At 72.3% G+C, this 25359-nt stretch carries 28 protein-coding genes; 19 read left to right on the plus strand and 9 right to left on the minus strand.

Annotation, left to right across the window (positions count from 1 at the left end; translation table 11 throughout):
* Window positions 1–5 precede the first annotated feature (5 nt).
* From O7621_RS05910 to O7621_RS05920, 3 genes are read right to left on the minus strand one after another with little or no spacing between them, the layout of a single operon-like run.
* Window positions 6–287 (minus strand): MoaD/ThiS family protein, encoded by a 282-nt coding sequence (locus O7621_RS05910; RefSeq protein ID WP_282234465.1) that lies wholly within the window; start codon window positions 285–287, stop codon window positions 6–8.
* Window positions 284–1318, minus strand: coding sequence for a GTP 3',8-cyclase MoaA (gene moaA, locus O7621_RS05915; protein ID WP_282233094.1), 1035 nt, complete (start codon window positions 1316–1318; stop codon window positions 284–286). The genes O7621_RS05910 and moaA overlap by 4 nt, the downstream gene beginning before the upstream one ends.
* 25 nt (window positions 1319–1343) lie before the next feature.
* Window positions 1344–2237 (minus strand): fructosamine kinase family protein, encoded by an 894-nt coding sequence (locus O7621_RS05920; protein WP_282233095.1) that lies wholly within the window; start codon window positions 2235–2237, stop codon window positions 1344–1346.
* Between the two features lie 175 nt (window positions 2238–2412).
* Here O7621_RS05920 and O7621_RS05925 point away from each other — a divergent pair, with 175 nt between their 5' ends.
* Window positions 2413–3591 (plus strand): DUF4192 domain-containing protein, encoded by a 1179-nt coding sequence (locus tag O7621_RS05925; RefSeq protein WP_282233096.1) that lies wholly within the window; start codon window positions 2413–2415, stop codon window positions 3589–3591.
* Between the two features lie 158 nt (window positions 3592–3749).
* On the opposite strand, the gene O7621_RS05930 is transcribed toward O7621_RS05925, so the two are convergent.
* Both O7621_RS05930 and fdhD read right to left on the minus strand, forming a co-directional pair.
* Window positions 3750–4268 (minus strand): hypothetical protein, encoded by a 519-nt coding sequence (locus O7621_RS05930; protein ID WP_282233097.1) that lies wholly within the window; start codon window positions 4266–4268, stop codon window positions 3750–3752.
* A 440-nt stretch (window positions 4269–4708) separates the two neighbouring features.
* Window positions 4709–5557: a formate dehydrogenase accessory sulfurtransferase FdhD gene (gene fdhD, locus O7621_RS05935; RefSeq protein ID WP_282233098.1), complete on the minus strand. Its 849-nt coding sequence runs from the start codon at window positions 5555–5557 to the stop codon at window positions 4709–4711.
* 94 nt (window positions 5558–5651) lie between these two features.
* On the opposite strand from fdhD, the gene O7621_RS05940 reads away from it, so the two are divergent.
* Both O7621_RS05940 and O7621_RS05945 read left to right on the plus strand, forming a co-directional pair.
* Window positions 5652–5918, plus strand: coding sequence for a YlcI/YnfO family protein (locus O7621_RS05940; RefSeq protein WP_282233099.1), 267 nt, complete (start codon window positions 5652–5654; stop codon window positions 5916–5918).
* Window positions 5915–6307 (plus strand): PIN domain-containing protein, encoded by a 393-nt coding sequence (locus O7621_RS05945; protein WP_282233100.1) that lies wholly within the window; start codon window positions 5915–5917, stop codon window positions 6305–6307. The genes O7621_RS05940 and O7621_RS05945 overlap by 4 nt, the downstream gene beginning before the upstream one ends.
* A 70-nt stretch (window positions 6308–6377) precedes the next feature.
* Here O7621_RS05945 and O7621_RS05950 read toward each other — a convergent pair whose 3' ends face one another.
* Window positions 6378–7202, minus strand: coding sequence for an A24 family peptidase (locus O7621_RS05950; protein ID WP_282233101.1), 825 nt, complete (start codon window positions 7200–7202; stop codon window positions 6378–6380).
* Between the two features lie 618 nt (window positions 7203–7820).
* On the opposite strand from O7621_RS05950, the gene O7621_RS05955 reads away from it, so the two are divergent.
* The 12 genes from O7621_RS05955 to O7621_RS06010 are packed head-to-tail and all read left to right on the plus strand — an operon-like array spanning window position 7821 to window position 17376.
* Window positions 7821–8348 carry a hypothetical protein gene (locus O7621_RS05955; protein ID WP_282234466.1) on the plus strand — a complete coding sequence of 176 codons (528 nt, stop codon included), beginning with the start codon at window positions 7821–7823 and terminating at the stop codon, window positions 8346–8348.
* Window positions 8342–9277, plus strand: a complete 936-nt coding sequence (locus tag O7621_RS05960; protein WP_282233102.1) for a hypothetical protein — start codon at window positions 8342–8344, stop codon at window positions 9275–9277. The genes O7621_RS05955 and O7621_RS05960 overlap by 7 nt, the downstream gene beginning before the upstream one ends.
* On the plus strand, window positions 9274–9927 hold the full coding sequence (locus tag O7621_RS05965) for an SAF domain-containing protein (protein ID WP_282233103.1): 654 nt from the start codon (window positions 9274–9276) through the stop codon (window positions 9925–9927). Before O7621_RS05960 ends, O7621_RS05965 begins: the two co-directional genes overlap by 4 nt.
* A 3-nt stretch (window positions 9928–9930) precedes the next feature.
* Window positions 9931–10731 (plus strand): ParA family protein, encoded by an 801-nt coding sequence (locus tag O7621_RS05970; protein WP_282233104.1) that lies wholly within the window; start codon window positions 9931–9933, stop codon window positions 10729–10731.
* Entirely contained in the window at window positions 10721–12616 is a 1896-nt protein-coding gene (locus O7621_RS05975; RefSeq protein ID WP_282233105.1) for an ATPase, T2SS/T4P/T4SS family, read from the plus strand. Before O7621_RS05970 ends, O7621_RS05975 begins: the two co-directional genes overlap by 11 nt.
* Window positions 12613–13521, plus strand: a complete 909-nt coding sequence (locus O7621_RS05980) for a type II secretion system F family protein (RefSeq protein ID WP_282233106.1) — start codon at window positions 12613–12615, stop codon at window positions 13519–13521. Before O7621_RS05975 ends, O7621_RS05980 begins: the two co-directional genes overlap by 4 nt.
* Entirely contained in the window at window positions 13521–14387 is an 867-nt protein-coding gene (locus O7621_RS05985) for a type II secretion system F family protein (RefSeq protein ID WP_282234467.1), read from the plus strand. The genes O7621_RS05980 and O7621_RS05985 overlap by 1 nt, the downstream gene beginning before the upstream one ends.
* A 44-nt stretch (window positions 14388–14431) precedes the next feature.
* Window positions 14432–14674: a hypothetical protein gene (locus O7621_RS05990; RefSeq protein WP_281552290.1), complete on the plus strand. Its 243-nt coding sequence runs from the start codon at window positions 14432–14434 to the stop codon at window positions 14672–14674.
* An 8-nt stretch (window positions 14675–14682) separates the two neighbouring features.
* A complete protein-coding gene (locus O7621_RS05995; RefSeq protein ID WP_282233107.1) occupies window positions 14683–15195 on the plus strand; it encodes a TadE/TadG family type IV pilus assembly protein in 513 nt (170 codons plus the stop codon).
* Window positions 15196–15197: 2 nt separating this feature from the next.
* On the plus strand, window positions 15198–15683 hold the full coding sequence (locus O7621_RS06000; protein WP_282233108.1) for a TadE/TadG family type IV pilus assembly protein: 486 nt from the start codon (window positions 15198–15200) through the stop codon (window positions 15681–15683).
* A complete protein-coding gene (locus O7621_RS06005; RefSeq protein WP_281552287.1) occupies window positions 15680–16150 on the plus strand; it encodes a pilus assembly protein TadG-related protein in 471 nt (156 codons plus the stop codon). The genes O7621_RS06000 and O7621_RS06005 overlap by 4 nt, the downstream gene beginning before the upstream one ends.
* A gap of 32 nt (window positions 16151–16182) precedes the next feature.
* Window positions 16183–17376, plus strand: coding sequence for a LysM domain-containing protein (locus O7621_RS06010; RefSeq protein ID WP_282233109.1), 1194 nt, complete (start codon window positions 16183–16185; stop codon window positions 17374–17376).
* 71 nt (window positions 17377–17447) lie between these two features.
* Here the strand turns inward: O7621_RS06010 and O7621_RS06015 are convergent, their stop codons facing one another.
* Window positions 17448–18998, minus strand: a complete 1551-nt coding sequence (locus O7621_RS06015; RefSeq protein ID WP_282233110.1) for an AMP-binding protein — start codon at window positions 18996–18998, stop codon at window positions 17448–17450.
* Between the two features lie 338 nt (window positions 18999–19336).
* Here O7621_RS06015 and O7621_RS06020 point away from each other — a divergent pair, with 338 nt between their 5' ends.
* The 4 genes from O7621_RS06020 to O7621_RS06035 all read left to right on the plus strand — a co-directional run bounded on the left by O7621_RS06020 (window position 19337) and on the right by O7621_RS06035 (window position 23985).
* On the plus strand, window positions 19337–20422 hold the full coding sequence (locus O7621_RS06020; protein WP_282233111.1) for an alpha-hydroxy acid oxidase: 1086 nt from the start codon (window positions 19337–19339) through the stop codon (window positions 20420–20422).
* Entirely contained in the window at window positions 20419–21840 is a 1422-nt protein-coding gene (locus O7621_RS06025; protein WP_282233112.1) for a cytochrome P450, read from the plus strand. The genes O7621_RS06020 and O7621_RS06025 overlap by 4 nt, the downstream gene beginning before the upstream one ends.
* Before the next feature lie 109 nt (window positions 21841–21949).
* Window positions 21950–22633, plus strand: coding sequence for a response regulator transcription factor (locus O7621_RS06030; RefSeq protein WP_282234468.1), 684 nt, complete (start codon window positions 21950–21952; stop codon window positions 22631–22633).
* On the plus strand, window positions 22633–23985 hold the full coding sequence (locus tag O7621_RS06035) for a HAMP domain-containing sensor histidine kinase (RefSeq protein ID WP_282233113.1): 1353 nt from the start codon (window positions 22633–22635) through the stop codon (window positions 23983–23985). The genes O7621_RS06030 and O7621_RS06035 overlap by 1 nt, the downstream gene beginning before the upstream one ends.
* Here the strand turns inward: O7621_RS06035 and O7621_RS06040 are convergent.
* Both O7621_RS06040 and O7621_RS06045 read right to left on the minus strand, forming a co-directional pair.
* Window positions 23928–24779 (minus strand): Rieske 2Fe-2S domain-containing protein, encoded by an 852-nt coding sequence (locus O7621_RS06040; RefSeq protein ID WP_282233114.1) that lies wholly within the window; start codon window positions 24777–24779, stop codon window positions 23928–23930. The genes O7621_RS06035 and O7621_RS06040 overlap by 58 nt on opposite strands.
* Window positions 24780–24926: 147 nt before the next feature.
* Window positions 24927–25118: a hypothetical protein gene (locus O7621_RS06045; protein WP_282233115.1), complete on the minus strand. Its 192-nt coding sequence runs from the start codon at window positions 25116–25118 to the stop codon at window positions 24927–24929.
* Between the last annotated feature and the right edge of the window lie 241 nt (window positions 25119–25359).

The raw sequence follows: 25359 nt of genomic DNA on the forward strand, positions 1-25359 counted from the left end.
CCTCCTCAGCCGCCGGCGAACGGTGGCAGCACGTCGACCGTGGCATCGGCCGGCAACGGTGTGTGACGATCATGCCAGACGACGCCGTCGACCAGGAAGCTCGCCGCCGCCAGCACCCGACCCAGCCGGTCGCCGTGCCGACCGGTCAGCTCGATCACCAGCCCGGCCCGGTCCAGCCCGGCCGGAACGGACTCGGTGGTCCGCCCGGCCGCCGCCCGCGCCCCGGCGAAGTAACGCACCGTCACCGATTGCTCGGCTCCATCCCGTGTCGGGTCGCCCACGGTCAGCCGCCTATCGCCGACATCGGTCGGGCCGGCTGCAGGAACGCCGGATCGTCGATGCCGTGCCCGGCCAGCTTCCCGGCCATCGCCCGCCGCCACCGCCGGGCCAACTCGTCGTCGTCGGCCCCGGACCGCAACGCGCCACGCAGGTCCGACTCCTTCCGGGCGAACAGGCAGTCGCGTACCTGCCCGTCGGCGGTGAGCCGGGTCCGGTCACAGTCACCGCAGAACGGCCGGGTCACCGTGCCGATCACCCCGACCTTGGCCGGGCTGCCGTCCGACCGCTCGGCGCCGGCCACCAGCCAGGTCTCGGCCGGTGCGGCGCCCCGTTCGGCGGGATCCGGCAGCAGGGTGAACTCGGCCCGCAGCCGGTCGAGGATCTCGGCGGCGGTGACCATCCGGTCGCGGTCCCAGGACTGCTGCGCGTCCAGCGGCATCTGCTCGATGAAGCGCAGCTCGTAGCCGCGGCTCAGGGCGTACCGCAGCAGCGCCGGGGCCTCGTCGTCGTTGACCCCGCGCAGCAGCACCGCGTTGATCTTGACCGGGGTCAGCCCGGCCGCCGCCGCGCCGGCCAGCCCGGCGAGCACGTCGGGCAGCCGCCGGCGGTACGCCAACTGGGCGAACCGCTGCGGGTCGAGGGTGTCCAACGACACGTTCACCCGGTCCAGGCCGGCGGCCTGCAGGCCGGGCGCCAAGCGGTCCAGACCGATCCCGTTGGTGGTCAACGACAGCACCGGTCGGGGCCGCAGCGCCGCAGCAGCGGCGACGATCCGGGTCAGCCCGGGGCGCAGCAGCGGCTCGCCGCCGGTGAACCGCACCTCGGTCACCCCGAGCTGGCACACCGCGACCCTGATCAGCCGGGTCACCTCGTCGTCGGTCAGGATGTCCGGGCTGGGCAGCCAGGGCAGACCTTCCGGCGGCATGCAGTAGGAGCAGCGCAGGTTGCACCGGTCGGTCAGGGACACCCGGAGGTCGGTGGCGACCCGCCCGTACCGATCGGTGAGCCGGCCGTCGGCGGGCCGTGCGCTCGATGCCATGCGCCGACCGTAGCGCGCCGGTGCGTCAGGACCGCAGTGCGGCGCGGGCCGCGTCCGCGACGGCCGAGCGGTACGCCGCCCCGAACAGAGCGGTGTGCACCAGCAGCAGATGCAGTTGGTGCACCGGCACCCGGGCCCCCCATCCGTCGGCCAGCGGCCACTGCTCCTGGTAGGCGTCGAGGATCCGGTCCAGGTGCGGGGCACCGCCGAACAGCGCCAGCTGCGCCAGGTCGGTCTCCCGGTGCCCGCCGTGCGCCGCCGGGTCGACCAGCCGGCAGCGCCCGTCCGCGCCCCAGAGCAGGTTGCCGGGCCACAGGTCGCCGTGGATCCGAGCGGGCGGCTCGTCGCCGCCGTACCCGTCGATGTTGTCGACCACCTGCTCGACCAGGCCGGTCTCGGCGGCGGTGAGCGCGCCGTTGTCGACCGACATCCGCAGGTACGGCAGCAGCCGGCGCTGCCCGAACCAGGTCGACCAGGGTCGGTCGGTCGTTAGTTCGTTGTCCTGCGGCAGCGCGCCGACGAACCCCGGCCAGTCCGCCCCGAACCCGGTTGCGCCGGCCCGATGGGTGATCGCCAGCTCCCGGCCGAACCGCTCGGCGGCGGTTGGGTCCGGCTCGCCCGGCTCGACCCACTCCAGGGCCAGCAGTTGCGGCAGCGCCACCAGCACCTCCGGCACCGGTGCCCCGCCGGCGGCGGCCAGCCAACGCAACCCGGCCGCCTCGGCGACGAACAGGCCGTCCGGCAGCGGCCTGGCGGACCGCTCCGGCCAGGACTTGGCGAACACCGAGTTGCCGTCGTCGAGGGTGAGCCGGCTCGCCGCGCAGATCGACCCACCGGAGACCGGCGTTTCCCGGATCCGCTGATGGGTGAGGAAGGTCGGCAGGTGTTCCGGGTGGGCCCGCAGGTACGCCAGATCCATGGCGGCACGGTAACCCGCGCCGCTTGCCGTCCAGCCCAGTGGCGCAACCAGTGGTGAGCAGAAACGCCGTCACCAGGGAAACTACTCTGCGTGCCTGTGGATAACCTGGCGTGTCGTCCACAGGTCGGGTCGGGACGGCCACAACCGGTCACCGTCCGGCGCGACAGTTTCCGGCATGACACCTACCGAACCGGTACCCACCCCCGATTCCGTTCCCGACCCGGCTGCTGATCCGGCTGCTGACCCGGCTGCCGGGACGGCCCAGGGCGCCGCGCTCACCGTCCGCGAGCCGGCCGACCTGATCGCCGCCGTGCCCTACCTGATCGGCTTCCACCCCGCCGACAGCGTGGTGGTAGTCGGGATGCGCGACCACACGGTCGTCATCGCCGCCCGCGCCGATCTGCCCGACGCCACGGTCCCGGCCGACGTCCGCGCGGCGGCAACCGCCCAGCTGACCGCTATCGTCGATCGTCAGCAGGTCAGCGCCGCCGTCGTGCTCGGCTACGGTCCGGCCGACACCGTCGACCCGGTCCTGCGGGACACCACCGACGCGCTGCGCCGCCAGGGCACCGTGCTGCTCGACGCGCTGCGGGTGGCCGACGGTCGCTACTGGTCCTCCTTCTGCGACGATCCGACCTGCTGCCCGCCGGAGGGCCACCGGTTCGACGCCGAGATCAACCCGGTCGCGGTCGCGGCCACCGTCGCCGGGCAGGTCGCCCTGCCCGACCGGGCCGCGCTGCGTCGCCAGGTGGAACCGGTCACCGGCCCGGCCCGCGCAGCGATGCGGGCCGCCACCGAACGTGCCCGGACCCGCCGCTCCGCGCTGGTCGACCACGCCCCGCCAGCCGACCTGCTCGGTGCCCGCACCCTGCGCCGGGCCGGGGAGAAGACGGTACGGATGCTGCTGGAACGGCAGGGCCGGGGCATCGCCCCGACCGACGAGGACATCGCCTGGCTCAGTCTGCTGCTGACCGACCTGGAGGTGCGCGACTACGCCTGGGAGCGGGTCACCGACGAGCTGTGGCAGGTCACCTTCTGGCAGGACATCGCCCGCCGGGCCGAGCCGGAGCTCGCCGCCGGGCCGGCCAGCCTGCTGGCCTTCGCCGCCTGGCGGGCCGGCAACGGAGCCCTGGCCCGGGTCGCCCTCGACCGGGCGCTCGACGTCGAACCCGGCTACTCGATGGCCAAACTGATGGACGACGTCCTGGTCCGCGGCATCCCACCGGCGGCACTTGGTCCGTGGCCCAAGCCGGACCGCAGCGGACGTAAGGGCCGGTCGGACACCCGCCCGCGCCGTCGACCCGACGGCGAGCGGCTCGACCGGGCCCGCCCCGCCGGCCGCCGCCGCCCGTGAACCCGCCCCGCGCGGGCGCGTCGCGGAAAGACCCCGGGCTCGTCCCGGGGTCTTCCGGGGTTGCACCGGGGTCAGGACGTGGGCTGCCCCGGTCCGGCGCATCTGGTTCGGCTTCCCGGGCTCTGGTGCGGCGGTGCGGCCTGGCCGGGGGGCGGTGGTCACCTGCTGACCGCAGACCGAGCACCTACCTCCTGACGCCATGAACGGACTCCTTCGGGAATCTGGTAGTCCGGGTGCGGGTCCTCGTTCGGCTCACCTGCGATGCCGCCCGGCCCGGTGGTGGCGGTCGCCCGGAGGTGGACGGCGCTGCCGTCCCGGCAGGTGATCTTCACCCCGGACGGGGAGCTGTGCACCCCGGTGAAGGCGCACGGCTCCCATGAGGTGAACTCCTCGGGTCGGGCGAAGTCCAGAAGTTGTACGGCGAACGCGAGCGTGCGGCGCGCCCGCTCGCGAGGTGCGGGCATCTCGGCCGGCAACGACGCCGGTGCCGGTGCGGGCTTGCCGACGGCCGCCCACAGCATCCCGGTCGATCCCGTCGAGTAGTAGACCCGTACCCCGGCTGGCGAATTGCCGCCGGGCTCGGTGTCCTGCCCGTACCGACGGACGTCGGTGATGTCCGGGTGCTTGCTGGTCTGGAACAGTGCTTCGAGCACCTCCAGGACTTCGGCGACCTGCATGTCCCCGTCTCCGATCTGAGGCTGTCTGCGCTGTTCAGGGCCGAGCATAGACACGGCAGGGATCTTGCGGGGGTACGCGGCGCGCGTCACGAGTGCGCGCCGTTGGCCGTGCGGTCGCAGTACACGTCCGGGTACGTCCGCAAGTGAGGTGTACGGAGCCGACGACACAGATCCTCTGCTCCCCGGCTTCGCGGATCGCTGACGCCGCGGGTGAGCCGTGCCGGATGACCCGGTAGCCGAGTTGCTGACGTCGTACGCCGGCATTCCGGGCACCAGCTGGATTTGACCTTGAACGACCACAGCCCTCGCAATGGGTCCGGTGTGGGCTGAAGTCGGACGTCGAGCGCTGGATCCAGGAGAACCGGCGACAGACGTGAACTTATCGGGCACGCGGAGTCCGGCGAGCCGTACGGCGAACGGCAGCGTCGGGCACGTCCGGGTCAGTCGGTGAGGCGGTCGGTGCCCGCGTAGACGTTCATCGTCGATCCGCGTAGGAACCCGACCAGGGTCATCCCCGCTTCTTCGGCGAGGGCGACCGCCAGGCTGCTCGGCGCGGAGATCGCCGCGAGCACCGGGATGCCGGCCATCCACGCCTTCTGGGTGAGCTCGAAGCTGGCCCGCCCGGAGACCAGCAGCAGATGACCGCGCAGCGGCAGCAGGTCCTCTCGGGCCGCCCAGCCGATCAGCTTGTCGACGGCGTTGTGCCGGCCGACGTCCTCGCGTACCGCTCGGAGTTGCCCATCGGCAGTGAACAGGCCGGCGGCGTGCAGCCCACCGGTGCGGTCGAAGCCCTGCTGGGCGGCGCGCAGCTGGTCCGGCAGGCCGACCAGGGTCTGCGGGCTGAACGTGGCCCGGTCGGCAGCCACGTCGAACCGGGACCGGGTGCGGACGGCGTCGATGCTCGCCTTCCCGCAGACCCCACATGAGCTGGTGGTGTAGAAGTTGCGGGACGGGTCGGTCTGCGGCGGCGGAACATGCCCGGCGAGCGTCACGTCAACCACGTTGTACGTGTTCGGTGTGTCGGTGCCGGCGCACAGCTGGGCGGTCACCACGTCCTCGGCGGCCCCGATCAGACCCTCGGTCAGCAGGAAGCCGATCGCGAGGTCGATATCGTTTCCCGGCGTACGCATGGTGACGGCCAGCGGGGGACGCCGCGCCGCACCGGCCGGGCCGACCCGGATCTCCAGCGGCTCCTCCCCGGCGACGGTGTCCATCCGACGGACCCGCCGGGTCGGCCCGCCGCCGACGTCGATCCGCAGCACGCTGCGTCGCTCGTTCGCCCTGCCCATGCACCCCATCCTGCCCCGGTTCGCAGGTGGCGAACCGGTCGGGAGGGCGGCAGCACTCGCCTCAGGCGCCGCCATATCGCTGTATGGTGTATGTGTGGCGGCGAAGAAGGTGACTGTGACCCTCCCCGAGGAACTGGTCGAGGCGCTCGGCGAGGCTGCTCGCGAGGATGGCGTCCCCTTGTCGCGGCTGGTGGCGAGCGCTGCGGAAAGTGAGCTCCGGCGGCGGGTCGGGCGGCGGCTGGTCGCCGACTGGCAGGCCGAGCACGGTGCGTTCACCGTAGAAGAGATTGCTGCGGCACGTGCGGAGATGGCTGCCGCCGACGCCCAGGCGCTCAGCGCGCCCGGCCGGGCCGCCGCGTGACCATCCCCTACGTCTACGACACAGGGGTGCTGCTGGCTATCGGCAGCAATGACCGACGGATCTGGGCGATACACCATCTGGCCGTCGAGGAAGGGCGACGTCTGCTCGTCCCTTCCGTCGTGGTCGGCCAGGCCTGGCGAGATGCCCGCCGGCAGGTCCAGCTCGGACGGTTCCTGAGCAGCTGCGAAATCGTTCCAGTCGGTCTGGAACTGGCCAAATCGGCCGGGGTGTTGTGCGGGAAGGCCGGTACGCGTGACGTGGTCGACGCCAGCGTGGTCACCATCGCGCTTGCCTGCGGCGCGATCGTCTTCACCAGCGACCCGGAGGACATCGCGCACCTGTCGGATGCCTCGGACGTCAAGCCAGGGCTGGTGATCCGCCGCCTCTGAAACCCGTCGGCACGACACGGAGCCCGGGTGCTTCCGAGGCATCTGTGACGCATCTGGGGGCGACGGACGCTCAGGCCGCCGGCAGTCGACCGGCCAGCAGTACCCCGACGACGGCTCCGAGCACCAGGAACGGCCCGAACGGCAGTTGCTGGGTCCACCGGATCCGCCGGGCGACCAGCAGGACCACCGCCACGCCGCCCGAGCCGACGAAGGCGACCAGCAGCCCGAGCAGCACGATCGGCCATCCGAACCAGCCGAGCACCGCGCAGACACTGAGCGCCAGTTTGGCATCGCCCAGCCCGAACCCTCTGGCGCCGAACGCCAGGGTGGTGGCGGCGAACAGCGCCGCGACGCCCGTACCGGCGATGACCGCCCGCAGCCAGGCCGTTGACGGCTCACCCAGCAGCACCGCCGCACCGAACAGCGCCCAGGTCCCGGCGGCGGCCGGGTAGGTGAGTCGGTCCGGCAGCCGGTGCACCGCGAGATCGACGAAGACCAGCGGGACCATCCAGGCCGCCCACCAGATCAGCGCCAGAAGGACCGGCCAGGGAAGGCCGGCGGAGACCAACGCTGCCAGCGCCGCGACGGCGACCACCTCGACGGCGAACGGTGGCGGGCCGACCCGGGTGCCGCAGCCGCCGCATCTGGCCAGTGGGGACAGCGACGCCATGGGAGACAGTGACCCCGCCGGGCCGGCCGCGCCTAGCGGCGCGCCGCACCGTGGACAGCCGGTCCGCCACGGTTCGCCGGGTGCCACCGAGTGAACGGCGACGGCCCGGCGCAGCACGGGCAGCACCAGCAGTACGCCGAGCAGCCTGCCGGCCTGGCCAGGCTGTCGCCCGGCGGGGGCCGGTGCCGGCCCGGTCCCGATCGGGCGCTCGTTACCGGTGATCATCCCTGCGCCCTCTCCCGGCGTCCGCGACGTCGGTCACGTTCCGTGTTTTCATGATCGCTTACTTTCGGTGTCGGTCGGCCTGGCGGGGTCCGGTCGACCGGTTCCGACGCGCACCGTGGTCGGCTCGCCGGCTGACAGTGGTCGCGCCGACCGTCGACTTCCAAATGGGACAGAATCCGGCCCAGGCTGGCAATTCGCGATGACGAGTGTCGGTTTTCGATCACCGCTGCCCACTTGACAGACGTACTCCGACGCGTCTTAGTGCGGTGATCGGAATGACCGGGCATCGCACCACCCTCCGCCGGGACCGGACTCGAAGATCGTAACCCTGAGTATTGTTCTGAATTGCCCCTGTTGCTGTCGCGGGCGTCAGCCTATGCTCCCCCCTTGAGCGATGCACTACCGCCGGGAAACATCCGACCGACCGGCGGAAATGCGTCGGTCGACACCTGGCCGGACCAGCCGGAGGCAGCACTGGATCATTCCAGCGGACAGTACGGCAACACCCAACACATCGATGTTGGCAATAGTGCTTGTCGCCCTGCGCCACCCTGGCCGGCCCGGCGGGCACCGAGGAGGACGGACGTGAGGCCAAGTCAGCGCCCCTGGCCAGCGGTGATGCTGGCCGCGTCGGTGCTCGCGGCTGCCGCACTCGCCGGCTGCGCCAGCGAGCAGTCCGCCACCCTGCCACCACTGCGCGTACCGGCGGCGACCGACGACCCGGCCGCCGCCGAGGCCGCCGAAGCCGCGCTCGCCGCGTACAACGGCTACCTCGCCGCCGCCGAGAAGGCCGAACACGCGGCCGACCCCCACCACCCCGAGTTGAAGAAGTATCTGGCGGATCCGCTCCTGGCGCAGGTCCGGCTGAGCATTCGAGACGCGAAGGAGCACGGCGCGATGCGGACCGGCTCGCTAATCTCCGAACCGACGGTGACCGAGGTGAATCTGGATTCGGTCCCGGTAACCGTGGTTATCCAGGACTGCCTGGACGCCACGAATTACCGGATGGTCTACGCCGACGACACCGACACGGTCGTTCCCGGCACCGAGGTGAGTCGCTACCTGGCCACCGCCACCGCGACCCGCTACGACGACGGTCGCTGGCTGATCAGCGGCGGCTTCTCGCACCGGGACCAGCCATGCTGACCGGGGCCGCTGCCACCAACCGTCCCCGGTTCGCCGGGCTGGTCCTCATCGCCCTGCTGACCGCTGCCGGGCTGACCGCCGCCGGGCCGGCTGCCGCCCAGTCATCCGGCGGCGGCTGCGCGGTCACCCAACCCGAATGCGACGGCTGGGTCGAGGGGCCGGGCAACCCCGGCGGCCCCGGTCACGACGGCGGTGGCGGACCCGGCGACGGCGGCGGTGGGGACGGCGGAGCCGAGCCCTGCTACCGCGACGGCGTCGAGCTGCCCTGCTACGACGAGATCCTCGGCTGGTTCAACCGGGACGACGGGTGCTACTACATGCGAGCCGAGCCGCAACCGCCGGACGGAGAGCCCGGCCAAACCGCGTACCAGCGCAGCTGCGCCGCCGGTGTGGTCAACCGGATCACGGTGTGGCTCACCGACCCGCCGCCGGGCTACGAGGCGCCACCGGACCCGTACGAGCTGCGCCGCCGCGCGTACGCCCGGATCCAGTTCGTACCTCCGGTCATCCACACCGCGCCCGACCCGGACAAGCCCGGCCTGGTCGGTCTGCCGGTCTGGGTGTGGTCCGAGGAGTCCGACGCCGTCTGGGGGCCGCTTGATGAGGACGAGGCGGACCGCGACGTCAGCGTCCGGGTGGTCGCCGAAGTCGACGAGATCACCTTCAACATGGGCAACGGCGACAGCTTCAGCTGCGAACGGGCCGAGGTCTTCGACGCGTACGACCCGGCGGCCGACAACCCCTGGAACCCCGGCTGCGGCTACGACAACGGCTACCCGACGCCGGGCAACTACCGGATCACCGCAACGGTCAGTTGGGACGTCACCTGGTTCATCAACGGGGTCGAGCAGGACATCTTCGCCAGCCCGCAGGTCAGCAGCGACCCCATCGAGATCGAGATCGACGAACTGCAGGTGGTACGGCGATGACCGTGGCGACGACACGTACCGGCCAGAGCGGCGTCGACGCGCCGGTCACCCCGCCGAAGATCGTCCGGCAGCGGCGGGTCCGGCCCGGCCTGCTCGGGCTGGCGGTGCTGCTGATCGCCCTCGGCGGGCTCGGGTCCGCCTTCGCGGTCACCTCGGTCCGGGCCACCGGTTCCTACCTGGCCGTCGCCCGGGACGTGTCGGTCGGTGCGGTGCTGTCCGCCGACGACCTGGTGACCGTGCAGGTGGCCGGTGGGCAGGCGATCAAGCCGGTGCCGGCCAGCCAGCTCGACCAGGTCGTCGGGCTGCGGGCCGCGGTCGCCCTGGTGCCCGGCAGTCTGCTCACCCCGGCGCAGCTGACCAACGAGCCGATGATCGGGCCGGACCAGCAGCAGATCGCCATCGGGCTGCGGGCCGACCAGGTGCCGGCCCGGCAGCTGAACCCTGGCGACAAGCTGATCCTCGTCGGCACGCCGACGCGTAACGCCAGCGAGAACGCGGTCACCCGGTTCGACGCGACCGTGATCGACGTGGCCGCCGACGACCGCAGCGGGGTCATCGCCTACCTGGCACTCGCCGCACGGGACGTGCCGGCGGTGGTGGTGCTCGCCGCCGAGGACAGGATCGCGGTCGTGCTGGCCCCGGCGGCCTGACGGATGGCCATCGTCGCGCTCGTCTCCGCCAAGGGTTCCCCCGGCGTCACCACCAGTGCACTCGCCTGCACGCTCTCCTGGCATCACCGGGTGGTGCTCGCCGAGTGCGATCCGGCCGGCGGGACGTTGATGGCCGGCTACCTCGGCGGTGCCCTGGAGGGCCGGCGGGGGATCGGGGAACTGGCGGTCAGCGAGTTGCGCGACGGCAACCTGGAGGAGGCCTTCTGGAGCCAGTTGGTCGACCTGGACGCCCCCCGTCGGGAGCGGCTGCTGCTGCCCGGCGTGGTCGACCCGACGCAGATCGGCAGCGTCACCCCTCTTTGGCAACGGTTCGCCGACTTCTTCGTCGGCCTGGAACGCGGCCGTCCACCGTACGACGTGATCGTCGACTGTGGTCGGCTCTACGTCGCTAATCCACCGTGGCCGATCCTGCGGGCGGCGACCGTCGTCCTGGTGGTGGCGGCCGCGCACCTGCCCGACCTGTCCAGCGCCCGCGCGGCGGTGACCACGATCGAGCGGGACTTCGCCGAGCACCGGGTGCCGCCCGGTTCACTGCGGCTGCTGCTGGTCGGTGACGGCCACAGCCGCGCCGAGATCAGCAGGGCCCTGCAGTTGCCGGTGATCTCCCGGTTGCCGGCCGACCCCCGTACCGCCGAGGTGCTCAGCCACGGCGGCACGGTCAAGCTCAACCGGCCGCTGCTGCGGGCGGCCGGCGCGTTGGAGGTCCCGGTCCGTTCGCTGATCGAGCGACGGCAGGCCCGGCTGCGGTGGGCAACGCCGGAAGGGGTGCCGAATGCGATTTGAGCCAGTTCTGAGCGATCCCCGCGACGAGTCCGACAACACCGCCGGCCGGCCGCAGCGGCCGGCCCGGGACCGGCCGGACCCGCTCACCTCGATCACCCCGCCACTCGGTCCGAACGGCATTCCGGGCGAAGCCGCCCCCGGCGAAGCCGTACCGCCCGCCGCGACGCGGCACAGCGGCGTGCCGCTGCGTCCCGCGCAGCACGGCCACAGCGCGCGGCACAGTTGGCCGCTGGTCGTCCCGGTCAGCGCGCCGCCCACCGCCCGGCCCACGGGCGCACCCCGGCCCGGCATCCAGCCCGGTGCCGCCCCGGCCACCCTGCCGCCGACCGCGCTGCCCCAGGTGACCCCGCCGCCGACGGCTCCGCCACCCGTCGCCTCGCGCCCCGTCGCTCCGCCACCCGTCGCCTCGCGCCCCGTCGCTCCGCCGCCGACCGCGCTGGCTCCAGCCACCACGCCACCGGCCACCTCCGACACCACCGGCACCGGTGCGCTGGCCCGGCCGCGTACCGACTTCGCGCTGGTCCGCGAGCTGCGCCGGGAGCTCAGCACCCGGCTCACCCGCTGGCAGCGGGGTCGCGAGTTCACCATCGACGAGGAGGACGTCGAGCGGGCCCGGCTCGCCGTCGCGGTCGTCGCCGAGTACGCCGACCAGGTCCGCCGGGCCGGCACCCCGCTGACCGCGTACGAGGAACGGGTGCTGCTCGACCAGGTCACCGCCGAACTCGTCGGGCTCGGCCGGCTGCAGACCCTGCTGGTCGACGACACCATCGAAGAGGTTCACATCCTCGGCTGTGACCAGGTGCGGATCACCCGGCGCAACGGGCAGGTGGACTGGCACGCCCCGATCGCCGACAGCGACGACGAACTGGTGGAGATCCTGCAGGCGGCCGCCCGACGGGCCGGGGCCACCGAACGGTCGCTGTCCACCTCGAAGCCGACGCTGGACCTGCAACTGCCCGACGGCAGCCGGCTGGCCGCCGTCTACCTGGTCAGCCACCGCCCGTACGCGGTGATCCGCAAGCACAACACCCTGGACATCAGCCTCGACGACGTGGCCGGCGGCCGACCCGACCTGGACGAGATGATCGACGTGCTGGTCCGCGACTTCCTGCGGGCGTCGATGCGGGCCGGGCTGAACATCATGGTCGCCGGGCTGGCCGGGGCCGGCAAGACGACCGTGGTACGGGCGCTGATGGACGAGATCCCACCCGACGAGCCGTACGTGCTGCTGGAGGAGAGCCGGGAACTGCTGCCGGCCCGGCGTACCGATCGGCACCGGGCGGTGATGAGCTTCGAGGCCCGCGAGGGTCACGGCGAACGCGGTTTCGACGGCCGTCCGGCCGGTGAGGTGAGCATCGCCGACCTGATCCCGGTCTCGCTGCGGATGGGTGTACTGCGGATCGTCGTCGGTGAGGTCCGGTCCCGGGAGATCGTGCCGATGCTGCAGGCGATGACGACCAGCCGTGGCTCGATGTGCACCATCCACGCCCGTACCCCGTCGGGGGTCGGCGAGCGGATCGTCGAGCTGGCCCTGTCGCACGGCCGGGAGATGACCGTCGACCAGGCCCGCCGGATGGCCGGCAACGCCCTCGACCTGATCGTCTACGTCACCGTCGAGGACGAGACCGGCATCGGCGGACGTAAACACCGGTTCGTCTCGCACGTCGAGGAGGTGATCGGGGTCGGTGAGGGCGGTCGGATCGCCACCACCACCGTCTTCGGTCCCGGGGCGGACGGCCGGGCGGTCCCCCGGCACCTGCCGGAACGAATCCGGGAGCAGCTGCTGCGGGTCGGCTACGACGCCCGGACGTTGTCCCGCTACATCGAGGCCGGAGTCGGTGCCTGGCGTCGGCCACGGCACACCGTCCTGCGGGGGCAGCGGTGAACCTGCCTGCCAACATCGAAGTCATCGCGGTGGTCGCTGGCGCGGCCTGCATCGGTGGCCTGGTCCTCGCCGTCGTCGCGCTGATCGGCACCAGCCGGCCACCCGGGCCGCCGTCGCGCGCCGGGCTGCTGGTGCGTCGGCTCTGGCTGGGCTCCGGCGCCAGCCGCCGCGAGCAGCGCCAGCATCAGGCGCTGCTGGTCGCCGCCGGGCTGGTCGGCGCGTTCGCCTTCCTGGTCACCGGCCTGCCGGTGGCCGGCATCCTGGTCGCGGTCGCCGTGCCGGGGGCGCCGTGGCTGTTCAGCGTCGGCAAGGCGGAGCGGCGGGCGATCGCCCGGATCGAAGCCGTCGGCGAGTGGACCCGCCGACTCAAGGATGTCTCCGGCACCGGCCAGGGCCTGCAGCAGGCAATCATCGGCACGGTCAGCACCGCTCCTGAGCAGATCAACCCGGAGGTACGGGATCTGGCGTCCCGGCTACAGGCCGGCTGGCTGGGCCGGACCGCGCTGCTGGCGTTCGCCGACGAGATCGGCGACCCGGTCTGCGACCAGGTCGTGGCGGCGTTGATCCTGCACCTCACCGACCGGGGCGAGCGGCTCGGTGACGTCCTGGGGTCGATCGCGAACGCGGCCGCCGCCGAGGTCGCCACTCGCCGCGAGGTGGAGGCCAAACGCACCCAGCCCCGGTTCGCGGTGCGGTTCCTCACCGTGATGACCCTGCTGGTCCTCGGGTACGGGCTGGTCAACCCGGACTACATGGCGCCGTACGGCACGCCGACCGGCCAACTGGTCATGGTCGCGCTGGGCGGCCTGTTCGTTGCGCTGCTCGTCTGGGTGCGGCAGATGAGCATTCCGCCCCGACCGGCCCGGTTCCTCGCCGCCCCGGATCCGGATGAGGTGCTGTCATGATCCTCAACTGGCAGTTGACCGTCGCGGTGGTCAGCGGAGCGCTGGTCGGCCTCGGGGTCTTCCTGCTGCTGCGGGAGACCAGCCCGGCCACGCCGGCGCTCGGGCCGGCGCTGCGCCGGCTGCACCACACCCAGGGCCGGCCGGGTGTGGTCGCCGTAGACAGCGATCTGGCCTGGCTGACCGGCGTGGTCCGGTGGCTGCGGCCACCGCACAAGGAACTCGCCCTGCTCGGCCGGACCCCGGAGCAGTACGCCCTGTCGCTGCTGCTGTCGGCGTTGATCGGGCTGGTCGCGCCACCGGTGCTGGGCATGGCGCTCGGTGTGGTCGGCATCGACCTGCCGGTCGCCGTACCGGTGGCCGCCAGCCTGGTGCTGGCGGCGGCGGCCGCGCTGATCGCCCACCAGGACGTGGTCAGCAAGGCCCGGCAGGCCCGGCGGGAGTTCAGCCGGGCGGTCTGCACCTATCTGGACCTCGTCGCGTTGCAGCTGTCCGCCGCGCACGGGCCGGTGCAGGCGTTGGAACGGGCGGCAAAGGTGTGTGACGGGTGGGTCTTCGAACGGATCCGGGAGGCGCTGCGGCTGGCCCAGCTGCAGATGCATTCGCCCTGGGACGAGTTGCGCGACCTGTCCGACCAGATCGGCGTACCGGAGCTCGGTGACGTCGGATCGATCATGCAGTCGTCGGGCACCGAAGGTGCCCAGGTGCACGAGACGTTGCGGAGCCGCGCCGACTCGTTGCGCGACCAGATCAGGACCGACAACCTGGCTCGGGCGGAGGCGGTCACCGGCCGGCTCGACATCCCGGGAGCGTTCCTGGTTTTCGTCCTGATCGGATTCGTCCTCTATCCCTTCCTGGCCCGGATATGACCGCCCGGCGGCCATCGGCCAGACCCCCGAAAGGACCCGTCACGATGCAGATATTCACCCGCCTCTACCTCGCGGTGGCCGACCGGATCGGCGAACTGCGCGGCGCCGACGAACGGGACAGGGGCGACAGCCCGGTCCCCACCGCGGTGATCATCGTCGGCCTGGCGCTCGTCGCGATCGCCGTCCTCGCCTGGGCGTCGAACCTGGCGTTCGACTTCATGAACGCCAACCCGGACCCGTCGAGCGACCTGCCGGATTCGGGCAACTTCCCGGGCGGCGGCGATTGATCGGCGACATGTGCCGTCACTTCGCCGGCCGGGCCACCGAGGTTCCCGCCGAGCCCGCCGCGGGCCGGACCATCCCCACCCCGGTGGTCCGGCCCGCCGGCACCCCGGTGGCCCGGCCCGCCCGGGACCGGGGCGCGGCGCCGGTCGAGTTGGCGATCCTGCTGCCGGCGATCCTGCTGCTGCTGTTCGCCTCGATCCAGGTCGCCGCGCTGTTCCTGGCCCGTACCGTGGCGTTGAGCGCAGCCCAGCAGGCGGTCACCGCCGAACGCGGCTACGACGCGTTGGGCAGCGGCAACGCCGACACCGGGGTGGGTGCGCAACGCGCTGCCGCGTTCCTCGCCGACGCCGGTGACTGGCTCGACCCGGACCCGCTGCCGGCGCCGTCGGTCGGCCCGGACGGGCGGTACGTGTCGTACACCGTCAGCGGTAAGGCACTGTCGCTGGTGCCGGGCGTGACGTTCACCGTCAGCGAGACCGCCAACGGCGAGATCGAGCGGTTCGAGCAGGTCGCGGGAGGCTGATCGTGCGGCGACGCCATGCGGGTTCCGGCCAGGGCTCCGAACGGGGCCGCGACCGGGGATCCGTCTCGGTGGAGGTGGCCATCCTGACCCCGGCGTTCCTGCTGCTGGTCGTCGTCGCCTGGGTGACCGGGCGGACCGTGCTGGCCCGCAACGCCCTGGACGCGGCGGCGCACGACGCCGCCCGCGCCGCCTCCATCTCCCGGTCCGTGGCCGAGGCGCAGACCAACGCCGAGTACGCCGCGCAGCAGCGCCTCGACTGGGAGGGCATCGCCTGCACCGGGGAACCGGCCGCCGACTTCGCCCCGAACGGGGTGGACACCCTGACCAATGCGTTCGCCACCGCGCCCGGCAGCACCACCGCGCTGATCCACGTCCGGGTGAGCTGCACGGTCCAGTTCGGCGACCTGGGGCTGCCCTGGGTGGCGCAGGACCGGCTGCTCAGCGCCGACTTCCGTTCCCCGCTGGACCGCTACCGGGGGCGGGGATGAGCCGCCAGCGGCCGGGCGGAAGCCGCCAGCAGCCGGGCGTCGACGGCGGTGCGTACGATCACCGCGACGCGGGGCGGGTGAGTGTCTTCCTCGCCGTGGCCTTCCTCGCCGTGGCCACCGTCCTCGGGATCACCGTGGACGCCGCCGGCAAGTACCGCACCAAGCAACGGGCGGACAACCTGGCCGCTGAGGCGGCCCGCACCGGCGGGCAGCAGATCGACATCGGTCTGGCGGTCAGCGGGGAGGGCCAGTTCATCGACGTCCCGGCGGCCACCGCCGCAGTCGACCACTACTTCGACGACCTGCCCGGGGTGACCGGGTACACGGTCGAGGTCGCCCCCGATCAGCAGCAGATGACGGTGACCGTCGACATGACCTACGAGACCACCATGCTCAGCCTCTTCGGTTTCCCGCCGGGGATCCCGGTGACCGGGCAGGCCACCGCCGTGCTCCGGACCGACCCGTGACGGGAAGCTGACCCCTCGAGAGGAGCGGCACAATGCGCGCGACCCGCGTTTCCCCCGTCCGGCGGCTCGGGCAGGTCCTCACCGGCCTGGGTGCGCTGGCCGTCCTGTTGATCCTGCTCGCCGGCGCACCGGTCGCGCTGATCGCGTTCGCCGGCAACCCGCTGCCCGACCACCTGCCCGGCATCGACGAGATCGGCACCGCGCTGACCAGCCGCGACGACGGACAGTTGTTCATCCGGGTGTTGGCGGTTGCCGGCTGGTTGGGTTGGGCGACGTTCCTGCTGTCGGTGCTGGTGGAGGTACCGGCCCGACTGCTGCGCCGGCCGACACCGAGACTGCCCGGCATGGGCCGGCAGCAGCGCGTCGCCGCCGCACTGGTCGGATCGATCTCGTTGATCCTGGTCGCCGGTCCGGCGGCGGCGTTCGCCGCACCGGGGCCGGTCGAGGCGACCTCGGCGGCGGCGGTGGTGGGCACCGGGTTCGGCAGCGCCCCTAAGCTTGCCGCGCCCGCCGGCCAGCAGGCGACACCGAACCAGCTCGTCGGTGCCAGCGGGCGGTCCGCCGCGCCGGCACCGGCCGCAGTTGGCTCGCCGGCCCCGCTGGTCTCGCCAGCGGCGTTGCACACGCTCGCCGCAGCCCCCACCGGCCCGGAAGGCGGCGACACAGCACCGACGGACCAGCCGGACGAGGCGGCGGAGCCGGCCGTGTACCGGGTCGCCAAGGGCGACTACCTCGGCCACATCGCCGACCGCTACCTCGGCGGGTTCAGTGACTACCGGGAGCTGGCCGACCTCAACGAGATCAACGATCCGGACCGGATCCGGGCCGGCCAGCTGCTGCGGTTGCCGGCCGAGGCGACGGACACCGGTGTACGGCCGCACGCCACCGGCACGGTCGTCACCCCGGCGGTGACGCCCACGCCGGAACAGCCCACGCCGACGCCGGAGCAGCCGGCGGCTCCACAGACCCCGCCGCCGGTCGATGTACCGTCAGATGCCGACCGCCCCGCCTGGCAGGTGGACAACGACGCCACCGGCAACCTCGGCGGCGGCGTCTCCGCCGGCCGCTCCGGCCCGGAGCAGAACCTGAACCGTCCACTCGCGGTGACTGCGGTGATCACCGCAGCGAGCATCGTCGGCGCGCAGATCGGCACCATGCTCGGGTTGAAGCGGCGCACCGCCGGAACGTCCGGCGAGACCGGTCGACACCGCCGCGACCGGGGCTGACCTGAGCCCGTACCGTCGCGACCGGGGCTGACTCGGGCGGCACCGCCGCGACCGCGCCGGTGTCCGGCTGCTCAGCCGCCGCCCGGCCGGAGCTGCCGCTTGTCCGGCTTACCGCTCGGCCCGACCGGCACCACGTCGATGAAGGTGACGGTACGGGGCCGGCTGGCCTGGCCGAGCCGGTCGGCCACCAGCTCGCCCAGCTCGGCCGGGTCCGGCCGCGCGGCGCTGGTCGGCACGACGAACGCGTGCACAGCCTCCCCGCTCTGCTCGTCGGGTATCCCGACCACGTACGCCTCGGCCACGCCGGGATGGCTGGCCAGGACCCGTTCGATCGGGCCGGCGTACCGGACGTCGGCGTGCACGATGATCACGTCCCGGATCCGGCCGAGCAGGTACAGGTAGCCGTCGGCGTCGAAGCGGGCGAGATCGCGGGTCCGTACCCAACCGTCGGCGAAGACGTCCGCCGTCTCGACCGGGTCGCCCCAGTAGCCGGTGCCCTGGCCGGGGCTACGGACGAACAGCTCGCCCTCACCTCCGTCCGGTACCGGGTTGCCGGAACCGTCCCGGATCTGCGTCTGCACCATCTCGGCGGGACGGCCGACGCTGGCCAGCCGGGCCGGTGCCCCGGCCGTCTCGGCCGGGGTCAGAATCGAGATCAGGCCGGCTTCGGTCTGGCCGTACCCGTTGTAGACGATCGGCCCCAGCACCGCCTCGGCCTGCGTTAGCCGGCCGGGTTCCAGTGGTGACCCGGAGACCAGCAGGGCACGCAAGGCGCTGAGGTCGACCGGGTCGGTGCGCTGGCCGGTGACCAGCTGGTGCAGTCGGGGCACGGCGGCCACGCTGGCGGTCGCCCGCAGCCGGGTGATCGCGGACGGCAGGAACGGCTCCGGCCCGCCGGTGGGTTCGGCGATCACGTTGATACCACCGGCGGCCAGGGTCAGCACGGTGTACTCCATCATCACCTGGCTGCTCAGCGATCCGAAGACCAGGAAGCGGTCCAGCTTCGTGGCCAGGTCGCGGATGGCTGTCGGCCATCGGTCGGGGTAGGCCGCCCATCCCGCGCCGAGCCCGGCGTACGTCTCGACGCAGCCTTTCGGGTCGCCGGTGCTGCCGCTGGTGTAGACGATGCGCCCGGCGTCGGCCGGACGGCCGGCGCAGTCCAGCGCGGTCGCCGACGGTGGTCCGGCGAGCAGGTCGCCGACGGCGAGTAGGTCGAGCCCGTCGGCTGCGAGCTGCAGTTCGCCGGTCGCCGTCGACCGGTCGACCACCACCGCCCGGTTGGCCGGCGTGGTAGCGGTACCGGCACCGGTGAGGACGTGACGCAACTGCTTGGGGGTCAGACCCGATCGCACCCCGGAGACCCGGGCGCCGACCACCTGGGCGGCGATCATGGCGGCGAACGCCTCCGGTGAGACGCCGAGCGTCATCGCCACCCCGTCGCCCGGCCCGATTCCCGCCGCCCGCAGACCGGTGCTGATCCGCCCGACGGCGTCCAGCAGCTCGGCGCCGGTGACCTCGCGCGCGCCGTACTCGAACACTGTCCGGTCGGCGGCGGCTGCCAGCAGGTCCAGGATCTGCCGTGGGTACGCTGCAGGCGGGGTGCCCGGCTCAGTTGCTGGCATGGTCGACGAGCTCCTTGATGGACGCGGCCGGCATGCGGCGATGCTAGCGGCTCGAAATCAGAAATTACTCAGATCCGGATTCTGTTACGGGAGGCCGGATCCCGGACTGTGGCACCACACCGGACGGTCGGGCTGAGACCGTTCTGAGAATCTGTGGCTACGGTCAGGGAGGTGATCAGCCATAAGGCGACCAGGATCGATGTTTTCGATCTGACTGGCTCCTTGCACCCGGCCAACCTACGGCGCGTGGCTGCCGCAGTGCACATCGAGGTCACTGCGGCGATACGCGGCCGGGTGCAGGGTCACCATCCGTCCCGTCACCCGGTCGCCGTGCGCCGATGAACGGGTACGCCCTGGCCAGCGGCCCTGCCCCGGTGAACCTGGCCGATCTGCGGGCGGCGGCCGGTCGCCGGCTCGACCCGGCACACGACGACTTCTTCGCTGGCGGTGCCGGCGACGAACGGACGGTACGGGACAACGAGGCCGCCTTCGACGCCTACCGCGTACTGCCCCGGGTGCTGCGCGGTGTCGGTGACCGCGACCTGCGCACGGAGCTGTTCGGCGAGACGGTCTCGATGCCGGTGCTGGTGGCGCCGACGGCGTTCCACCGGCTCGCCCATCCGGACGGTGAGGTGGGCTCCGCCCGCGCTACTGCGGCGGCCGGCACGATCATGGTGGTGAGCATGGCCGCCACCACCGCGGTGGAGAAGATCGCGGCTGCGGCGACGCCTCGGCCGAAGCTGTGGTTCCAGCTCTACCCGCAGCCGGACCTGGCGTTCACCGAGTCGCTGATCCGGCGCGCGGAGGCGGCGGGCTGCGGTGCCCTGGTGGTCACCGTCGACTCGCCGGTGTTCGGCCGGCGGGAACGGGACCTGCGCAACGGCTTCCTGGACCTGCCGGACGGGTTGTGCTGCGAGAACATGCGCGATCCGGCGACCGGGGAGGTCCGGTCGATCGAGATGGACGCCGGGCTGGACTGGCAGCGGATCGAGTGGCTGCGGGCAACGACCCGGCTGCCCATCGTACTCAAAGGAGTTCTGCATCCCGCCGACGCCGCACTGGCGGTCGAACACGGCGCCGACGCGGTGCTGGTGTCCAACCACGGCGGCCGGCAGCTCGACGGCGTACCGGCCAGCCTCGACGCACTGCCCGCCGTCGTCGACGCGGTGGCGGGTCGCCTGCCGGTGCTGCTCGACGGCGGGGTACGGCGCGGCACCGACGTACTCACCGCGCTGGCGTTGGGCGCCGTCGCGGTCGGCATCGGCCGGCCGGTCCTGTGGGGTCTGGCCGCCGCCGGTGAAGCCGGTGTGCGGCAGGTGCTGGAGCTGCTGCGGGCCGACCTGGACCGGACGTTGGCGCTGGCCGGGGCGGCTCGCCCGGCTGAGGTCACTCCGGACTTGATCAACCGGGGGGTACGGCGGTGACCGGGCTCGCCGTACCAGTGCTGCTGGTCGCTGCGGCGGCGGTGCTGCTGTGGACGCTGCCCCGGTGGCTTCCGCCGGCGGTGATCGGCCTGCGGCAGTGGGTGTTCGCCCGGGTCAACGGCACCGAGGGGATCCCGGTGCCCGGCCCGCTGGTCGGCGCGGAACACTTCGAGCGGGTGTACGCGAATCCGGCGGCGGACGGTCGCAGTCGCGGCGCCGGGCTGTCTGACCTGTTCTGGTACTGGCTGGCCCCGGGCCCGCACATGCACCAGGAGCACCTGGAACCAGGTGAGCGGTACCTTGCGGTCGCCCGTACCACCCGGCGGGTGTTGGCGGTGCCGCAGCAACGGTCGGCGGAGTTGGCTGCGGCCGCCGCCCGCCGGCAGTTGGACCGGCTGCCTACCGACCGGGTCAGCCGGGTGCGGCTGCGGGACATGATGCTGCCGGTCTGGGCCGAGGTCTACTACGAGCTGGTCTTCGGTGAGGCGTGCTCGCCGGACGCCCGGGCGCTGATCGTCGCGAACGCCGACGACGTGGTGACTGCGTTGAAGTGCTGCGGGCTGCGGCACATGGACCGGCGCGACCGGCTGACCCGCTACCTGCGGGCCCGGGTCGACGCGGGCACCGCTCCGGTCGTGTTGCCGGAGCCGTTCACCGCGCAGGAGACCGCCTGGTGGCTGCAGGGTGCGTTCTTCAACACGGCGGTGGTGCAGATGTCCGAGGCGATGGCGCATCTGCTCCTGGCCATCGCCCAGCATCCGCCGACGCAGCTCGCGGTGCGCCGGGCGCTGGACGGGCCGCCGGCCGACGCCGATCGGCTGCTCGACCGGGTCATCGACGAGGCGTTGCGGGTGCATCCGCTGTTCGGCGTGGCGCACCGGATCACCTCGGCACCGATCGAGGTGGACGCCGATACCACCCTGCCGGCCGGCTCGGTGCTGCTGTTCAACTATCTCGCCTACCAGCGCACCGGACCGGCTGCCGATGACGAATTCGATCCGGACCGCTGGTTGCGGGTGTCCCGGCGGGAGGCGCACTTCGTGCCGTTCGGCGTCACCGCGAACCGTGCCTGTCCGGCGCGCGGCGTCGCGCCGGTGATGATGCGCGCCGTGACCCGTGAGGTGCTGCGCCGGTACGCATTGGCCTCCTCGGTACGTCACGACCGGTCGTTGCCGAGCCGGGGTCCGTGTTTCCTCATCCCGGCCGACCCGGCGACCGACGCTGGGCCGGCGGGGGTCACGGCTGGATCGGCGGCGGTCGGGGTTCCGGGGCGGCTGCGGATGTGGTTGATGCGCACCGGGGACCGGTGGGCCGACGTTCGGCGCAGCCTGGTCCAGCTGGTCCTCGGTAGCGTGATGGTGATCCACGCGCGACGGCTGCGACTGTGCGCCGACTACTTCGAGCGGGCCGTCCACTGACGCTGTGCGACATGTGGCGGCATGGCCGTGCCGGCGCATGTCGAGATTACTAGGAATAGACAAATGTCTATGGGGTAACCGGGTCCGGGTGTGCGATTCTCAACGGGTGATGACGGCAAGTGTGGCGGCGCCACCGGCACACCGCCTGCTCCTGATCGAGGACGACGCGGACCTCGCGAGCCTGCTGAGCGAGACGCTCGCCGACGAAGGCTACCGGGTCGACGCAGCTCATGACGGACAACGCGGACTGCACCTGGGGCTGACCCGACCGTACGACGTCATGGTCATCGACCGCATGCTACCCGCGATCGACGGGCTGCACCTGCTAGCCCGGCTGCGATCGCGTGCGGTGCAGGCCCGTGCGTTGATCCTGACCGCGCTCGGCACGGTCGACGACCGGGTCGCCGGCCTCGACGCGGGCGCCGACGACTATCTGGTGAAACCGTTCGAACTGGACGAGCTGGCGGCCCGGCTGCGAGCACTGTGCCGGCGGAGCCTGCACACGGCCGAGACGGTTCGCGTCGGCGCCGGTTGGCTCGACCTCGGGCTGCGTGACGTGGTGCTGCCCGACGGGTCCCGGGTCGCGCTGTCGCTGCGGGAGTTCGACCTGCTCCGGGTTATCGCCACCGCGCCGACAAGGGTGCACTCCCGGTCCGGGCTGCGTCGGCAGGTCTTCGAGGACGCCCACGCCACCTCTATCGTCGACACGTACGTCTACTACCTGCGTCGCAAGCTCGGTCGATCGGTGATCCGAACCGTCCACGGCCTTGGCTACCGGCTCGGTGAGCTCTGATGCCCCGATCGTCGGCCGAGCCGTTCGGCACCTCCTGGGCCGCCGCCGAACGCAAGGTCATTGCGCGGGCCAGGCTGCGCGTCGGCGCGCTGGTCGGCCTCGCGGTCACCGCGCTGGTCACCCTGGTCGGCGGGATCGCCTACGGCATGCTCGTGCACGGGCAGGAGAAGCAGATCGACCGGGAGTTGCGGTACACCGCCAGCCGCGGCGACCCGTCCGGCCCGCCGGGCTGCACCTGGTTGTTCCTGCGCGGCGGCGGCGAGCCGCAGGACGCGGCGGCCCTCGCGCCGCAGACCGCAGGAGTCCCCGCGCCGGCCGGATTCCCGCTACGTCAGGTGATGGAGACGGTCGCCGCGACCGGAATCGAGCAGGTGACCAGGATCGAGCGCAACGGAACCGTCTACTTCGTCCTCACCCAGCCCCGTGGCGACGACACCATCCAGGCAGTCTTCGACGCCCGTTACCACCTCGCCGACCGTCGCCAGCTGCTCCTGGCCCTGTCCATCACCGAGGGGATCGGGCTGCTGGCCGCGTTGGCCAGCGGGATGGTCGTCGGCTGGCTCACGGTCGCGCCACTCGCCGAGGCACTCGTGCGTCAGCGGCGGTTCATCGCCGACGCCAGCCACGAGCTGCGTACGCCCATCGCCCAGGTACATACCAGGGCGCAGGTGCTCGCCCGCCGGGCCCGTACCGGCAACGGCAACGGCAACATTCCCTCTGACTACGCCGCCGACCTGGACCGGCTGGTCGGCACCACCCGGCAGCTCGGTGAGGTGGTCGACGACCTGCTGCTGTCCGCCCGGCTCGGCGCCGCCCCGGCCGACCGGGTGTCGGACGTGCCGGTCGACCTGGCAGCCGTCGTCGAGAACGCGGTCCTCGCCGAGAGCGACCGGGCACAGGAGTACGGCGTGGTCATCGCCCTGGACCGGTCGGATGGTCCGCTGCCGGTGGCCGGGGTCTCCTCGGCGCTGCGCAGGGTGGTGTCCGAACTGCTGACCAACGCGTTGCGGCATTCCCGACCGGGCGGGCGGATCGACGTCGTCGTCTGCCGTGCCGCCGTCGGCGACACGATCGAACTGACCGTGGCGGACACCGGCGAGGGCTTCGACCCCGACGAGCGCATCTTCGACCGGTTCCATCGCGGAGCCGGGGCGGACCGGCTGCACATCGGCCTGGGCCTGGCGCTGCTACGCGAGGTGGTGACCGCGCACCGTGGCACCATCGAGGCCGCCGGCCACCCCGGTGCCGGTGCGAAGTTCACCGTACGGTTGCCGGCTGCCGTGGCACTGTCGGATCAGGGCAGTTGGGCCTGCACGACGCCGGCCACCACCCGGCTGCGCAGCACCTGCTGATCGGTGGCGGCCGGGCCGTGGGCGACGGTGCCGTCGGTCAGCCGGAACGCGCTGCCGTGCCACGGGCAGACCACGCAGGCGTGGCCGTCCGCGCTGATCACCTCACCCTGGTCGAGGGGTCCGTTCTGGTGGGCGCAGTGGGCCAGCAGCACCGTGACGTCCTCGCCGTGCCGGTAGACCAGCACCGGTACGTCGTCCACCTGCCGGCTGATCATGCCCGATTCGGGCAGGTTGGCGAACTCGGCGATCGGGTGCCAGCCGGCGGAGATCCGGTGCAGCTCGGGCACCGCGTGGTTGACCCCGGCGGCCTGCTTGTAGGCGAGATGACCGCCGAGGAAGCCGCCGGCACCGACCGCGGCGAGGCCGAGGAATCCGAGCGTACGGCCGGTCTGGTGGCGGCCGCGCAGCCGGGCGACCAGCGATCCGGTGTAGCAGGCCAGGCCGACGGTGTTGGCGATCGCGTGCACCAGGCCGACCCGGCGCTGCTCGCGGGACAGGCTCGCCCAGTCGTTCGCCCCGGTGACCGCCGCCGGCAGCGCGGCGGCGGTGCCGACGCCGACCAGGGTGGTCGCGGCCCGTCGCTGGCCGGGCAGCATGTCGAGTACGGCGGCGCTCAGCCAGGCACCCATCGGCACCTGGATCAGCACCGGGTGCAGCGGATGCCCCAGCCACACCCCGTGCAGCAGGTCGCGGACCCGTTCGTTGCTGATCCGCCGCTGGACGCTCTGCTGCAGCCGGTCGCCGATCCGGTCCAGCCCGGTCGCCTGCTCGATCTTCATCAACAGTGCCCGCATCGTCCCGACGTTCCCGCCTGACCCACCACCAAACCTCGACGGTCTTGCACATGCCGGGCCAAGTTGGAGCTCTACGGAACGCGGTCCGTCGCGTCGAAGTAGCTGCGGACAGCGGTTGTCAATGCCGCGAGAGTTGTGCTCCCCACCTCATCCAGGGGAGCAGGACTCGTCATGGTGGGCGGCAAACTCATCCAGGGCTGCCCGCTCACCCTCGTCGGCTTCGGCGTCCCATCGCCGGTACGCCTTCAGCGCCGAAGCCTCCAGGTAGTCGGCCAGTGCGGCGTTGACGGTCGCGGACATCGTGGCCCCGGACGTGCGCTGGACATGAGCGGTGAGCATCCGGTCGACCTCGGGGCATATGGATAAACTGCGTCCGATCGCCCGCGTCATACCGCCGGAAGCTACCACCTGACAGAGGTATCGCCGCAGCTGCGGTGCGCCGAATCGTCAACCAGCAACCGTAGGCCTGTGTCTACGTACGTAGCGCCCGCTCGGCGGCATGAGCGGATCTCGCTGTACCGCCCCGACACCTGCAACCACCGAAGCGGCGCGTGGCGGCAGGTTCAGATCCGGACGCCGC

Origin of the sequence: Solwaraspora sp. WMMD937, assembly GCF_029581175.1 — a bacterium.
Classification (GTDB): Bacteria; Actinomycetota; Actinomycetes; order Mycobacteriales; family Micromonosporaceae; genus Micromonospora_E.